Raw genomic sequence first — 14,406 nt, 5'->3', positions numbered from 1 at the left:
GTGGAAGTCTACCCCTAGCTGCCCGACACCGCTCCGCCCGGTTCCCGGACTTGATCAGCCCCGGAACGGCCGGCGGTTTCGTTTTGTTCCGCATCGGACCGAATGTCGATTCGCCAACCGGTCAGTCGGGCGGCAAGACGGGCATTCTGCCCTTCTCGCCCGATTGCCAACGAAAGCTGGAAGTCCGGAACGGTCACCCGCGCGGCCCGGTTGGCCAGGTCGACCACCTCGACGCGCAGTGCCTTGGCCGGGGAGAGGGCGTTGCCGACGAAGGTCGCCGGATCGTCCGACCAGTCGATAATGTCGATCTTCTCGCCGTGCAGCTCGCTCATCACCGCGCGGACCCGCTGGCCCATCGGGCCGATGCAGGCGCCCTTGGCGTTGACCCCGGCGGCGGTGGAACGCACCGCGATCTTCGTACGGTGACCAGCCTCACGGGCGATCGCGCCGATCTCGACCGTGCCGTCGGCGATCTCCGGCACCTCCAGGGCGAAGAGCTTCTTCACCAGGTTCGGGTGAGTCCGGGACAATGTGATCTGCGGCCCACGCATGCCCTTGGCCACGTGCACCACCACGCACCGGATCCGCTCACCATGGGTGTACCGCTCGCCGGGCACCTGCTCCGACTGCGGCAGGACCCCCTCCAGCTTGCCCAGGTCGACGGTGACGATGCCCTTCTCGGCCCGCGCCTCGTGCGCCTGCACCACGCCGGTGACCAGGTCACCGTCGCGGCCGACGTACTCACCGAAGTGCACCTCGTCGGTGGCCTCCCGCAACCGCTGGAGGATCACCTGCTTGGCGGTCATGGCGGCGATCCGGCCGAAGTCGTGCGGGGTGTCGTCCCACTCCCGCTCCACGGTGCCCTCGGCGCTCAGCTCCTGGGCGTAGACAAGGGCCGCGCCGGTCTTTCGGTCGATCTCCACCCGAGCGTGCGGCTCCGCGCCCTCGGTGTGCCGGTAGGCGGTCAACAGCGCGGTCTCAATCGCCGCGAGGATCGTGTCGAACGGGATCTCCCGCTCGCGCTCCAGTGCGCGCAGCGCCGCGAGGTCGATGTTCACCTCTCCTCGTCCTCCACATCGTCATCGTCATCGTCGTCGACGTCTTCTGATTCGGCCAGTTCGTCGAGGCGGGTGAACTCGACCTGCACCCGACCCGGTCCAAGATCGGCGTAGGCCCACTCCGCGCGGTCCGCGTCGACCTCCAGCACCACCCGCTCGGCGTCGGCCTCCACCACGCGGCCGATGACCTGTCGGTCACCCCCGGGCTGCCCGGCGGCGCCACCGCGTACGGTCACCCGGACCAGTCGCCCCACGTTGCGCCGCCAGTGCCGGGGCAGCGTCAACGGGCGGTCCACGCCCGGCGAGCTGACCTCGAGCTGGTACTCCCCCGCGAGGATGTCGCCGCCGCTCTCCTCCGCCGCGTCGAGTGCGGCCGAGATCGCCCGCGACACGTCCGCCACCGCGTCCAGGTTGATGCCGCCGTCGGCGTCGACGATCACGCGCACCACGTGCCGGCGGCCGGCTCGGGAGACCGCGAGGTCCTCCAGGTCGTAGCCGGCGTCCTGCACCACCGGTGTGATCACCGAGCGCAGCCGTTCGCGGCGGGCGGCGAGGTCACCACGGGAGGTCTGACCCACCCGCGCGGCCTGACCACCCCGGGGTCGCCCCGTCGTCCTGGTGGCACGGCCACGCTGCGTCATCTGAAGACCCTTCCGCTGCTCGCCGACGCCATGCCGGCACGCCACCGGTGCGGACGCGCCGGTGGCTGCGCAGAGCGTAACGCGCCGCCGGGACGACGGCCCGAGCGGCGCACCGACGCCACCGCCGGACACAGGTCACGGCGATGGTGTTGACTTGTCCGGTGGCGATGGGCAGAACGACTCGGCGGGACGAAACGTCCTCGCTTCCCCGACGCACGGTGCTGCGAGCCGGCGCACTGTTGGCGGCCGGCGGGGCCGTCGCGCCGCTGACCGGTTGCGGTCTGTTCGACCGCGACGAACAACCGCCGCCGCCCGATCCGCTCGCTCCGCTGCTGGACGAGTCGCTGCGGCTGGCGGCGGGCCTGCGAGCCGCCGCCGTGATCCACCCCGACCTGGCCACCCGGCTGGTTCCGCTGGCCGAGTCACACGAGACACACGCCGCGGAGCTGGCTCGGCTGACCGGTGTGGCGACCGCCTCGGCCACCCCCACGGCAGCCCCAACCGATCCGCCGTCGGCCGACCGGTCGACCGCGCTCGCCGCCCTGCGCCAGTCCGAGCGCGCCGGCCGGGAGGCGGCGATCGCGGCCTGCGCCGCAGCGCCCACCGAACGCGTCGCGCTGCTCGGCTCGATCGCCGCCGCCCGCGCCACCCACCTGGAGGCGCTGCGATGAGCAGTGACCTGTCCGAGGCGCTCGCCGAGGTCCTCACCGCCGAGTACGCCGCGATCTGGGCCTACGGACCCATCGGGGTGCGACTCGACGACGCCGAACGCAAGGCGGCGGTGGCTGCGGAGGCCGCCCACCGCGCCCGTCGGGACGCCCTGGTGGTGCAGCTGAGCGGTGACAATGGCAGCATTCCGCCGGATCGGGCCGGCTACGCGCTGCCGTTCCCGGTGACCGACCGGGCCAGCGCGCTGCGACTCGCCGTGCAGGTGGAGGAACGCACCGCGGCCTTCTGGCGGGCGGCGCTGCCGGTCAGCACGGGTGCCGACCGGGATCGCGCCCTGGCCGCCCTGGTGGAGTACGCGGTACGGGCGACCCGCTGGCGGCGCAGCGCCGGCATCACCCCGCTGACGGTGCCGTTCCCGGGTCGCCCCGCCTGAGCCGGGCAGGACGCGGGCGGGGCCGCCGTCCAGTTGCGGTCGACATACCAGGTATGCATACTCCGGTCCATGTCCATCCGCCACGGCCTGCTCGCCCTGCTCGAACGCGGGCAGATGTACGGCTACCAGCTCAGGGCCGCCTTCGAGGAGTCGACGGGCTCTACCTGGCCGCTGAACATCGGGCAGGTCTACACCACGCTGTCCCGCCTCGAACGGGACGGCCTGGTGAGATCGCTGCCGGAGAGCGCGGCCGGACAGCGTCCGTACGAGATCACCGACGCCGGGCGGGCGGACCTGGCGCTCTGGTTCGCCACCCCGATCAGCCGGTCCGACCGTCCCCGGGACGAGTTGGCGATCAAGCTGGCGCTCGCGTTGACCACCCCCGGCGTGGACGTCCGCGCGGTGGTGCAGACCCAGCGGACCAGCACCATGCGTACGTTGCAGGAGCTGACCCGGCTGAAGTACTCCAGCGACCGTCCGGAGGACCTGCCGTGGCGACTGGCCCTGGACGCCATGGTGTTCCATGCCGAGGCCGAGGTGCGCTGGCTCGACCACTGCGAGAGCAGCCTGGTACGCCACCGCCCCCCGGCCGCTGGCCCAGCGCCCCTCTCCGAGGCGGTGGGCCACAGCGGTGAGGAGGCACGACGGTGACCACCGGAGGCGGGCGGACGCCGGCCACCCCCGACCCGAGGGCCACCTCCGACTCCGTCGCCGCCTCCGGCACCGTGGCCGCCGACCCGACCGGCGACACCGTGCTGGACCTGCGTGACGTACATCGCACCCACGGCAGCGGCCCGGCTGCGGTGCACGCCCTGCGCGGGGTGAGCCTGGCCGTACGCCCCGGCGAGCTGGTCGCCGTGATGGGCCCCTCCGGTTCCGGCAAGTCGACCCTGCTCACCCTGGCCGGTGGGCTGGACAGCCCGACCGCCGGTGAGGTGCACGTCGAGGGGCAGCCACTGCACGCCCTGGACCGGCGTGGGCTGGCGCGGCTGCGCCGTCGTCGCATCGGGTACATCTTCCAGAACCTCAACCTCATCGGCAGCCTGACCGCGGTGGAGAACGTCGCACTTCCGCTCGAACTGGACGGCTCCCGGGTACGAGCGGCCCGCCGACTGGCGCTCGACGCGCTGACCGAGGTGGGTCTGTTGGAGCTGGCTGACCGCTTCCCGGACCAGCTCTCCGGTGGTCAGCAGCAGCGCGTCGCCATCGCGCGGGCGCTGGTCGGGCAGCGGCGTCTGGTGCTGGCCGACGAGCCGACCGGGGCACTGGACTCGCAGACCGGAGAGGCGGTGCTGCGGCTGCTGCGCCGCCGGGTCGACGCCGGAGCCGCCGGCGTGCTGGTGACCCACGAGGCCCGCCACGCCGCCTGGGCGGACCGGGTGGTCTTCCTGCGCGACGGCGTGGCGGTCGACTCGACCGCCCCACTGGCCGGCGTGGAGGCCCTGCTCAGCGGAAGCGGCCGGTGAGCGGATCACCCCGGTTGCTCAGCCGCGCCCGGCTGGCCGAGGCGATCGGATCGTGGCGGGCGGCGCTGCGCATCGCCCGACGCGAGGCACGACGCGCCCGGGGGCGTACCGCCCTGGTGCTGGCGATGATCATCCTGCCGGTGTTGGCGTTGAGCTTCGTCTCGGTCAGCGTGGAGATGTCCCGGCTGACCCCGAGCGAGGAACTGGATCGCCGACTCGGCAGCGCCGACGCGGAACTGCGGGTGGTCAGCCGCAGTTCGATCCAGCAGAGCGCCGACGGCACCGCCTGGATCTCCCCTGGTGACGAGGACAAGATCCCCGCAGCGGTCACCGGGGAGTACGTCGCCGCGCTGCTGCCCGAGGGCAGCCACGTGCTGCCGGTGCGCCGTTGGGTGCCGTTCAGCGCCTGGCAGGGCGACCGGATCCGCGACGACATCGACGCCACCGTGATCGACCTGACCGATCCGCTCGGGCGCGACCTCGCCCGGATCCACCGGGGCCGGGCGCCGGCCGCCGCTGACGAGATCGCGGTGAACCTGGCCGCCCGCCGCAGCCTCGGTGTCGACCTCGGGGACCGCGTCGTCGCCGGGGACAGCCCGCGCAGCTGGACGGTGGTCGGCGTGGCCGAGCTACCCGAGCGGCTCTCCCCGATGGTCATCCTGCATCCCGCCGGGGCACCCACGCCGAACGGCAGCGACGAGGTGTTCCTGGCTGACCTGCCGGGCCCGATCACCGACGACGTCTATCAGCGGCTCAACCAGCACGGCATCGTGGTCACGGCCCGGATGCCCGCGCCACCACCAGGGGCACCGCTCGACCAGTACGACCCGATGGTCGGCGGGACGTCGCTGGAGAACGTCAGCACCGGGGTGCTGGTGGGCGGGCTCGGCCTGCTTGAGGTGGTGCTGCTGGTCGGGCCGGCGTTCGCCGTCGGAGTACGCCGTCGGCGGCGGGAACTGGCGCTGGTGGCTGTCGCCGGGGGCGACGCCGCCCACCTGCGCCGAGTGGTACTCGCCGACGGCGTGGTGCTGGGCGGAGCCGGTGCCGTCATCGGAATCGCACTCGGCGTGGCGGCAGCCTTCGCCGGACGGCCGCTGGTCGAACAGTTCATCTTCCACGAACGGCTCGGCGGATACCGTGTCTGGCCCCCAGGGCTGATCGCGATCGCGCTGGTCGCACTGCTCGCCGGGGTCCTGGCCGCACTGGCACCGGCGTGGACGGCCGCCCGGCAGGACGTGGTGGCCGGACTCGCCGGACGGCGGACCCCGCCGACGCACCGGCGTCGGTGGCTCACCATCGGCATCGCGTTGGCCGCCGGTGGGACGGTCGTGGCCGCGATCGGCGCGGTCGTCACCTCGCAGTCGGTCATCCTCGCCGGGCTGGTTCTGGGCGAGTTGGGGCTGGTGTTCGCCACCCCGACACTGGTGGGCCTGTTGGCCCGGCTCGGCCGGTTCCTCCCGCTGGTCCCCCGGATCGCGGTACGCGACGCCAGCCGCAACCGGGCGTCGGCCGCACCGGCCATCTCCGCCGTGATGGCCGCGGTCGCCGGCAGTGTCGCCCTCGGTCTCTTCCTGGCCAGCGACGAGGTCCGCACCGAGCAGCGGAACCGGGCGTTCCTGCCGGAACACACCGTGCTGGTCACCTACAGCGGCGAAATCGCGTCGGACAATGCCCGCGAGCAGATCAGCGGCTTGGCGCGGGAACTGCTCGGCACCGACACCATCGCCCCGCTGGTGTCAGCGGGCTGTGCGCCGGATTTCGACAGCTGCATGATCACCGCGACCATGCCGCCGGAGCGACTCTGCCCCTGGCGGCCGTACCAACCGCTCAGTGAGGGCGACCAACAGCGGGCCCGCGCCGACCCCCGCTGCCAGTACCGCGACGACACCCTCGACGGTCCGTACCTGCGGGTCGCGGTGGACGACGGCACAGCGCTGGGGCTGCTCACCGGGGTCGCGCCGGACGATGTCGCCGCTGGCACCGCCACGCTGCGTTCCGGTGGCGCGGTGATCACCGACGACCGTTTCCTGCGGGACGGGCGACTGGATCTCCGCGTGGAGCACGGCGACGAGACTCGGTCGACGGATACCGCTACGGTGCCCGGACACGCGTTGCACACCGGCCTCGGTGAGCAGTGGCTGGTGCTCTCCCCCGCCGCCGCCGACCGACTCGGGCTGGTGGCCCGGCAGATCGGCTGGGCGCTGAACGCCGAGAAACCGCCGGGCCAGCGACAGCATGATGATCTTGCAGCCGCCCTGCGCCCGCTCGCCCCTGCCGGAGTCAGCGTGGAGTGGAACCGGAGCCACAACAACACCCGGCCGCTGCTGCTGTTGCTGGCCGGGGTCGCGGCCGTCGTCACCATCGGCGCCGCCGCCATCGCCACCGGCCTGGCCGCCGCTGAGGCCCGCACCGACCTGTCCACCCTGGGCGCGGTCGGCGCCAGCCCACGCGTACGTCGACTGCTCTCGCTCTGCCAGGCGGGCTTGATCACGGTGCTCGGCTCGGCGCTGGGCATCGTCGCCGGACTCGCCTCGGCCCTGGTCGTGATGGCCTTCACCAACCAGCGGTACGCCGACCAGTGGCCGATCGAACCGCCATACCCGCTGGTCATGCCCTGGCCCACCCTCGGGGTGCTGGCCGCCGTGCCACTGGTGGCGATGCTCGGCGCGGCGCTGTTCACCCGCTCCCGGCTACCCGTGGAACGCCACCTGGACTGAACGGCTGATCAGACCGGGCCGGCCGCGTTCGCGGCTGATCAGACCGGGCCGGCCGCGTTCGCGGCTGATCAGACCGGGCCGGCCGCGTTCGCGGCTGATCAGACAGTGTCGGAGCGCGGGTCGCGACGGCAGACTGGGCGAATGTCCGTGCTGGGAAGCGTCACTCGCCGGGTCGGTAGGTATCGCTGGTTCGCCGCCACCGTCCGGCTGCTGGTACCCGTCGACCGGGCCGTCGGGCGACTCACCCGAGGCCGGGTGGTGGCCCTGGGGCTCGTACCGTCCCTGGTGATCACCACCACCGGCCGCAAGTCCGGCCGACCACGCAGCAACCCGCTGCTCTACGTGCCCGACGGGGACGGCTACGTGGTGGTCGGATCGAACTGGGGCCAGGCCCACCAACCCGCGTGGTCGCTGAACCTGCTCGCCGATCCACGGGCCGAAGTGGACGTCAAGGGGCACCGGATCGCGGTACGCGCCGAGGTCGCCACCGGGGCCGAACGCGACCGACTGTGGCGGCTGCTGGTCGACGAGTGGCCGGCCTACGAGGCGTACGTGGCGCGGGCCGGTGGCCGGGAGATCCGCATCTTCCGGCTGGTCCCCGACGAGGGCCGCGGCACCGACGACCCGAACGGCTCCGACCAGCCGCGCTGAGGGGAGGCGCCCGGGACCGGGGCCGTTTCGCGGCGCGGACGGCCTGCCCACCCTCGCCATGCCCCGGCCTCGGCTCGACCGAGATGCCGGAGCCACACGTTAGGGTGTGCGGTGACCGGGCCGTCGCTGTCGGCGACGGTGTGGGTGGCGCGATCGCGGGGTGGTCGGCGTGGACGGTCTCCAGGAGCACCGGGACGATCCCCGGTGGGACATGGCCGAACGGGTCTCGGCAGCCGTCTGTCGGCGGTTCCCGGCCGACGTACTCGCGGTCGCGGTCCACGGTCCGTTGGCGCACGGCGACGACGACGGCGGTGGCGTCGGCGAGGTCGGGCTGCTGGTCGTGACGTACCGTCCCGGCACCGGGCCACCGGCGACGACCCGCCGGGTCGACGGGGTGCTGGTCGACCTGACCGTCGTCGCCGCCGAGGAGCGCCTGCGCCAGGCCCGGCGACTGACCAGTCGATGGCCGCTGACCGCCGACCGCTACGTCACCACGCGCGCCCTGCACGACCCCACCGGCTGGTTGCCCACCCTGCGCGACGAGCACCTCGGCCGGTTGGCCCGCGCCCGACCGACCGAGTTCACCTCGGCCGCCCGACGGGCCTGGTATCGGGGCAGTGCCGCACACGCCAGGGCCGCCCGGCTCGCCGAGTGGTACGAGACCGACCAGGCCCTGCTGATGCTCGGCGAGGCCCGCCTCGGCGCGGCCACGGTCAGCGGACTGCTCAGCCGCACCTACTTCCGGGATCCCGGCGACGCGGTGCGGCGCACCGGGCTGGCCGGGGCGGACATGACCGAGGTGGGTGCCGTGCTGGCCCGCCAGTCGGCGGAACTGACCGCCCGGGGCTCCCCCGTCGACGGCACCGTCGACGACCTGCTCAACGGCTGACCCAGCCGGCGGGAACGAGGGCCCGACAGCTCAGCCGAGGCCGCCCTGCACCCCGATCAGCGTGCCGATCAGGTATGTCGCCACCGCGGCGGCACCACCGAGCAGCAGTTGGCGCAGCCCGCCGGACCACCACCGGCGGCTGGTGAACCGGGAGACGACCGCACCGGCGACGAAGAGGCCGAGCCCGCCGACCGCCAGGGCGAGCACCAGGCTGGTCGCGCCGAACAGGTACGGCAGCAGCGGCACCAGCGCCCCGACCGAGAAGCAGAGGAACGACGAGAGCGCCGCCTTCCACGGATCGGGTTGTTCGTCCGGGTTGACGCCCAACTCCTCCTGCACGTGCATGCGCAGGGCCTGCTCCGGGTTGTCGCGTACCGCCTCGGCGACCTGGATGGCGAGATCCTCCGGCAGGCCCCTCGCGACCCACATCGCGGCGAGCTCCTGGGCCTCGGCCTCCGGGTGGCGCTCCAGTTCCTGCCGTTCCTTGGCCACCTCGGCGGCGATCTGCTCGTTGGCGGACCGCACGCTCGTGTACTCACCGAGCGCCATCGAGATGGCACCGGCGACCAGCCCGGCGGTGCCGGTGAGCACGATGGTGTGCGGCGCGACGCCACCGCCGCCCACACCGGCGATCAGGGCGATGTTGGTGACCAGGCCGTCCATCGCACCGAACACCGCCGGGCGCAGCCAGCCGCCGGACACGTCGGCGTGGTGGTGCTCGTGCAACGCCGCCGGGGTCTCGGTCACGGCAGCGTCAGGATCTCGTGGCCGTCCTCGGTCACCAGGACGGTGTGTTCGAACTGGGCGGTCCACTTCCGGTCCTTGGTGACCACCGTCCAGCCGTCGTCCCACAGGTCGTACTGGTGGGTGCCGAGCGTGATCATCGGCTCGATGGTGAAGGTCATCCCCGGCTCCATCACGTCGGTGGGGCGCGGGCTGTCGTAGTGCGGCACGTAGAGCCCGCTGTGGAACGCCTCGCCGATCCCGTGCCCGGTGAAGTCGCGGACCACGCCGTAGCCGAAACGCTTCGCGTACGACTCGATGACCCGGCCGATGACGTTGATCTGCCGGCCCGGGGCGACCGCCCGGATCCCCCGCATCATCGCCTCGTGGGTCCGCTCGACCAGGAGCCGGTTCTCCTCGCTGACCGCACCGACGCAGAAGGTGGCGTCCGTGTCGCCGTGCACCCCACCGATGTACGCGGTGACGTCGACGTTGATGATGTCGCCGTCGACCAGCGTGGTCGAGTCGGGGATGCCGTGGCAGATCACCTCGTTCAGGCTGGTGCAGCAGGACTTCGGGAAGCCCCGGTAACCGAGGGTCGACGGATAGGCCCCGTTGTCGATGAGGAAGTCGTGCACCACCCGGTCGATCTCGTCGGTGGTCACGCCGGGCTTGCAGTGCTCTCCCGCCAGTTGCACCGCCTGGGCGGCGATCCGCCCGGCCAGACGCATCTTCTCGATGGTCTCCGGTGTCTGCACGTGCGACCCCTGCCAGGGTCGGGGAGCCTTCTTCCCGACGTACTCCGGTCGGACGATGTGGGCGGGCACCGGCCGCCACGGGGAAAGCGTGCCGGGGGTCAGCGGCGCACGGACGGTCATGACGCAAGCCTATCGCCGCCCGGCCAAGGTCCCCCAACACCGTCCGTCACGGGTGGTTGTTGCCCCACCAGAGGCACTGTGTCAAGGTGTCTGCGTGGATCAAGGGGGCGCACCTCCCATCTTCTCCGCCAGAGCGGAAACCGATGGTGACCACCTCAGCGTGGTGGTGACCGGCGAGGTCGACATGGCGACCGCCGACACCATGCTCCAGACCGTACTGCGCGAGCCGGCCGGCCAGGTGACACTCGACCTGCGTGAGGTCACCTTCTTCGATTCGGCGGCCATCCACGCGCTGGTCCGGCTGGCCGGCCGCTATCCGGAAGGGCTGACGGTGCTGCCGTCCCGGCAGGTCAGTCGAGTCCTGGAGATCGCCGGTCTGGCGAGCCAGCCGTGGCTGCATCCGGCTTGATCCGCACCCAGTGGGCTCGCCTCGCCGCGGGTTCGCCACCACGACGGCGGCCGGCGAGCGCTCGCTACGCGCTCAGTTCCCGGCGCAGGGTGACCTCGGTCCCCTGCGGGGAGTGCTCGACCGTGAGATCTCCCAGTGCCCGGATCAGCGACAGTCCGCGACCCCGGAAGCCGGACCCGGTCGACTGACGCCACCGCCCGCTGTCGCGCACCGTCGCCACCACCGTACGGCCCTCCACCCGCACCTCGATGTCGATCACCGGCTCCACCGGGTCCACGGGGTGTTCGATGGCGTTGGCCGCCGCCTCGGAGACCGCCACGGTCAGGTCGAACAGGTCTGTCTCGCCCACCCGGTGCGCGACGAGGAAGTCCTCCAGCCGCTTGCGCAGCACGCTGAGTCGGGTCGGGTCGGCGGGCAGCCGCAGTTCGAACCGGTTGAGTTCGACCGCCTCCAGCGCCAGCACCGCGACGTCGTCGCGTCGTGGCCGACCGGCGACCCGCCCCACCACCGCGTCGATGAGGTCGGCCACGTGTTCACTCGAGCGGGCCGCGTCGGCGCGCAGCAGGGCCAACGACTCGTCGATGCCGATCTGCCGGTCCTCGATCAGCCCGTCGGTGTAGAGCAGCAGCCGGTCACCGGCCCGCAGCTCGCCGGAGACGGTCTCGTACTCGGTGCCCGCGATGGCGCCGACCGGCGGCCCGAGCGCCCGGTCGTGCAGGAAGGCCACGTCGTCGTCACGGATCAGCAGCGGCGACGGATGCCCGGCGCTGGCGTAGCGCAGCCGACCCGTGCGGGGGCTGAACCACAGGCAGAAGACCGTCGCGAAGGAACGTGACTCGCTGGACCCCACCAACCGGTTCAACCGGGTCAACGACTCACCGGGATCGAAACCCTCCAGCACGTACGCGCGTAGCGCGTTACGCAACTGGCCCATGGCTGCCGCCGCCGGCACGCCCTTGCCGACCACGTCGCCGATGACCAGCACGAGTTCGTCGTCGTCCCGGGCCACCACGTCGTACCAGTCGCCGCCGACCTCGACGTCCGCGCTGCCCGGTAGGTAGCGGCTGGCCACCACCGCGCCGGGCAACTGGGGCAGGGTGCGGGGCAGCAGGCTGTGTTGGAGGGTGGTGGCGATGCGGTGCTCGGCCTCGTAGAGCTGCGCGTTCTCCAGCCGCGCCCCGACCAGGCGGGCGAGTTGGGTCAACGCCGCCTCGTCGGCATCGGCGCTCTCGGCGGCCGGGTGCCACACCCGTAGCTCACCGAGCGGCTGGTCGGCCACCCCGGTCAACGACAGCACGAAGGTGGGCTCGGCACCGCTGGCCCCACCGGCGTCGGCCTCGTACCGCACCCCACCGGCGGAGACCACCACCCGGACGGCCTCGACGAGGCTCAACGCGTGACGGGCAGCGACCTGGAGCACGTCGGCGGTGGAGCGGGCGGTGTTGACCGCGACGGCGGCGTCGGCGAGCGCCCGCAGCCGCCGGATGATCTGGTTACGCAGGTGACCGAGGGCCATGTTGGCCCGTACTCGGGCGATCAACTCCTGCCCGGAGAAGGGTTTGGTGAGGTAGTCGTCGGCACCCACCGACAGCCCGGCCACCTCCTCGGCCGAACCGGCGCGGGCGGAGAGCAGCACGATCGGCACGTACCGGGTGCGTGGGTCCGCGCGCAGCGCGGCGACCAGACCGAAGCCGTCCAGGCGCGGCATCATCACGTCGGTCAAGACCAGGTCGAACGTCTCCGTGGTGGCGAGTCGCATCGCCGCCACCCCGTCGGCGGCGGTACGCACCTCCCAGGTGGGCACGAGCAGACCGGCGACGTGCTCACGCAGATCGGGATTGTCGTCGACGACCAGCACCCGGCCGGCGGGCGCGGTGGTGAGGAGTTCCTGTGGCACCACAGTGCCGGCACCCAACCCGGTGGGGCCGGACGCCGCCGCGACCGGACCGGTGGTCCACTGCGCGGTCTCGGCGACGAAGAGCGGGGCCTGTCGTGGTTCACGCCCGGTGTGGTCGGTGTCGGCCACCCGCTCGCCCGGCAGGTGCCCGACACCGAACGGGATGGTGACCGTGAAGCTGCTACCGACGTCAGGCCGGCTGGTGGCGCTGATCCGTCCGCCGTGCATCTCGACGAGTTCCCGCACCAGGGCCAGGCCGATCCCGGTCCCCTCGTGGCTGCGGGAACGCGCCCCCGGCACCCGGTGGAACCGCTCGAACACGTGCGGCAACTCGTGTGCCTCGATGCCCACACCGGTGTCGGAGACCTCCAGTCGGGCGGCCCCGTCGACCTCACGGACCCGGATGCTGATCTCGCCCTCGAAGGTGAACTTCAGGGCGTTGGAGACCAGGTTGAGGACGATTTTCTCCCACATGTCCGGGTCGACGTAGACCGGCTCCGCCAGCGGCGGACAGTCCACCACCAGCCGCACCCCGGCGCGTTCGCTGGCCGAACGGAACGTACTGGCCACCCGGGAGGTGTAGCCGGCCAGATCGGTGGGCTCGTAGTGGGCCACCAGCCGCCCGGACTCCAGCCGGGAGAAGTCGAGCACCGTGTTGACCAGCTTCAACAGCCGCAAGGCGTTGCGGTGCATCACGGCCAGCCGCTGCGTGTGCTCCTCGCCGAGCGTCGAGTCGACGAGCAACTCCTCCAACGGGCCCAGCACCAGCGTCAACGGGGTGCGGAACTCGTGGCTGACGTTGGCGAAGAAGTTGGTCTTGGCCAGGTCCAGGGCGGCCAGCTCGGCGGCCCGGGCCCGTTCCTGTTCGTACGCCCGCTGCTTGCCGACCGCCCGGGAGATCTGGGCGGCGACCAGCTCGCAGAAGGTGCGGTAGTCCTCGGTGAACGGCAGCCGCCGGGCCACGCCCAACACCAGCACCCCGGCCAGGTCGTTGGTCGCGTTGATCGGCAACACCACCGCCTCGTCGGCGGCGTCGGCCGGCAGCCGGCCGAGTAGGTCGGCGGTGCCCACCATCCCGGTGACGCCGGTCCCGGCCAGCTCCACCAGCCTGGGGGACGCGTCGACCGGGCCGGTAGCGGCACCGCTGACCCCGGCCAGGCGCAGCCGGCCGTCGCCGTCTCGCAGGTAGAGCAGCCCGAACGGCGCATCGGCCCGATACCGGTCCAGCACCGCCGCCGCGCTCGGGCCCAACTCCTCGCCGCCGACCGGATCGGCCAACTCCGAGCCGAGTTCGGCCAGCGCACGCAGGCGGCGTTCGCTGAGCACCCTGCCGGTGGTCTCGCTGCAGAGGCAGAACACCCCGCTGATCGCTCCGTCGGCGTCGCGAATCGGGTCGTACGAGACGTCGAAGTAGACGTCCTCGACGAAGCCGTGCCGGTCGAGCAGGAAGTGATGGTCCCGGCCGTGGTACGACTCGCCTGAGCGCAGCACGCCGGTCAGCAACGGCCCCAGCACGTCCCAGGTCTCCGCCCAGTGCTCCCGGGCGGGTTCGCCCAGCACAGCGGGATGCTTGTCACCGATGGTCGGCCGGTAGGCGTCGTTGTAGAAGGTGCGCAGGTCCTCCCCCCAGAACATGGCGATCTGCGCCTTGGAGGCGAGCATGGTGCTCATCGCGTTGCCCAGCGCGGTAGGCCACCGCTGCGGAGGGCCGAGCGGACTGGCCGACCAGTCACGGTCCCGGATCAACGCCCCCATCTCGCCGCCGCCCGCGAACGCCGCCGCGAGCAGCTGGGACATTCCACCTCCCGCCGTGGACAGCTGGCCGTTATCCACGCCCCCCTGGGCCGAGTTCATGCAGCCTCCCCGGCCGTCGCCCCACCACACCGATCATCAAATGCCCTGACCAGCCTTCTACCCAGACGGATCAGCGACGTAACGCGTACGCCCCTTCGGGCGCTGTTGCGGGCTCCCAGCC

Annotated in this window: 13 protein-coding genes; 8 read left to right on the top strand and 5 right to left on the bottom strand. The window is 72.2% G+C overall.

The window, feature by feature from the left end; genetic code table 11:
* Positions 1-14: 14 nt before the first annotated feature.
* On the bottom strand, positions 15-1,058 hold the full coding sequence (gene nusA, locus ACLQ2S_RS04455; protein ID WP_309222849.1) for a transcription termination factor NusA: 1,044 nt from the start codon (positions 1,056-1,058) through the stop codon (positions 15-17).
* Positions 1,055-1,699 carry a ribosome maturation factor RimP gene (gene rimP / locus ACLQ2S_RS04450; protein WP_155215677.1) on the bottom strand — a complete coding sequence of 215 codons (645 nt, stop codon included), beginning with the start codon at positions 1,697-1,699 and terminating at the stop codon, positions 1,055-1,057. Before rimP ends, nusA begins: the two co-directional genes overlap by 4 nt.
* A gap of 218 nt (positions 1,700-1,917) precedes the next feature.
* Between rimP and ACLQ2S_RS04445 the strand changes: the two genes are divergently transcribed.
* The 7 genes from ACLQ2S_RS04445 to ACLQ2S_RS04415 all read left to right on the top strand — a co-directional run bounded on the left by ACLQ2S_RS04445 (position 1,918) and on the right by ACLQ2S_RS04415 (position 8,524).
* Positions 1,918-2,370: a hypothetical protein gene (locus tag ACLQ2S_RS04445; protein ID WP_309222923.1), complete on the top strand. Its 453-nt coding sequence runs from the start codon at positions 1,918-1,920 to the stop codon at positions 2,368-2,370.
* On the top strand, positions 2,367-2,801 hold the full coding sequence (locus ACLQ2S_RS04440; RefSeq protein ID WP_155215680.1) for a ferritin-like domain-containing protein: 435 nt from the start codon (positions 2,367-2,369) through the stop codon (positions 2,799-2,801). The genes ACLQ2S_RS04445 and ACLQ2S_RS04440 overlap by 4 nt, the downstream gene beginning before the upstream one ends.
* Positions 2,802-2,870: 69 nt before the next feature.
* Positions 2,871-3,452: a PadR family transcriptional regulator gene (locus ACLQ2S_RS04435; protein ID WP_155215682.1), complete on the top strand. Its 582-nt coding sequence runs from the start codon at positions 2,871-2,873 to the stop codon at positions 3,450-3,452.
* A gap of 74 nt (positions 3,453-3,526) precedes the next feature.
* A complete protein-coding gene (locus ACLQ2S_RS04430; protein ID WP_309222924.1) occupies positions 3,527-4,267 on the top strand; it encodes an ABC transporter ATP-binding protein in 741 nt (246 codons plus the stop codon).
* Complete coding sequence (locus ACLQ2S_RS04425; protein WP_425701170.1) at positions 4,264-6,984, top strand: FtsX-like permease family protein; 2,721 nt, start codon at positions 4,264-4,266, stop codon at positions 6,982-6,984. Before ACLQ2S_RS04430 ends, ACLQ2S_RS04425 begins: the two co-directional genes overlap by 4 nt.
* Positions 6,985-7,125: 141 nt before the next feature.
* Positions 7,126-7,635, top strand: coding sequence for a nitroreductase family deazaflavin-dependent oxidoreductase (locus ACLQ2S_RS04420; RefSeq protein WP_425701169.1), 510 nt, complete (start codon positions 7,126-7,128; stop codon positions 7,633-7,635).
* A 211-nt stretch (positions 7,636-7,846) separates the two neighbouring features.
* Entirely contained in the window at positions 7,847-8,524 is a 678-nt protein-coding gene (locus tag ACLQ2S_RS04415) for a nucleotidyltransferase domain-containing protein (protein WP_425701278.1), read from the top strand.
* Positions 8,525-8,554: 30 nt separating this feature from the next.
* On the opposite strand, the gene ACLQ2S_RS04410 is transcribed toward ACLQ2S_RS04415, so the two are convergent.
* Complete coding sequence (locus tag ACLQ2S_RS04410; protein ID WP_425701168.1) at positions 8,555-9,271, bottom strand: VIT1/CCC1 transporter family protein; 717 nt, start codon at positions 9,269-9,271, stop codon at positions 8,555-8,557.
* A complete protein-coding gene (map, locus tag ACLQ2S_RS04405) occupies positions 9,268-10,125 on the bottom strand; it encodes a type I methionyl aminopeptidase (RefSeq protein ID WP_155215686.1) in 858 nt (285 codons plus the stop codon). The genes ACLQ2S_RS04410 and map overlap by 4 nt, the downstream gene beginning before the upstream one ends.
* 94 nt (positions 10,126-10,219) lie before the next feature.
* Here map and ACLQ2S_RS04400 point away from each other — a divergent pair, with 94 nt between their 5' ends.
* Entirely contained in the window at positions 10,220-10,534 is a 315-nt protein-coding gene (locus ACLQ2S_RS04400; RefSeq protein WP_309222852.1) for an STAS domain-containing protein, read from the top strand.
* Positions 10,535-10,598: 64 nt separating this feature from the next.
* Here ACLQ2S_RS04400 and ACLQ2S_RS04395 read toward each other — a convergent pair whose 3' ends face one another.
* Positions 10,599-14,285 (bottom strand): SpoIIE family protein phosphatase, encoded by a 3,687-nt coding sequence (locus ACLQ2S_RS04395; protein ID WP_425701167.1) that lies wholly within the window; start codon positions 14,283-14,285, stop codon positions 10,599-10,601.
* Positions 14,286-14,406: the final 121 nt, after the last annotated feature.

The sequence above is a fragment of the Micromonospora sp. DT48 genome, assembly GCF_049844495.1.
GTDB lineage: Bacteria > Actinomycetota > Actinomycetes > Mycobacteriales > Micromonosporaceae > Micromonospora.
Note: the sequence above shows the minus strand (reverse complement) of the source record. Positions and strands in the feature narration are given on the sequence as shown.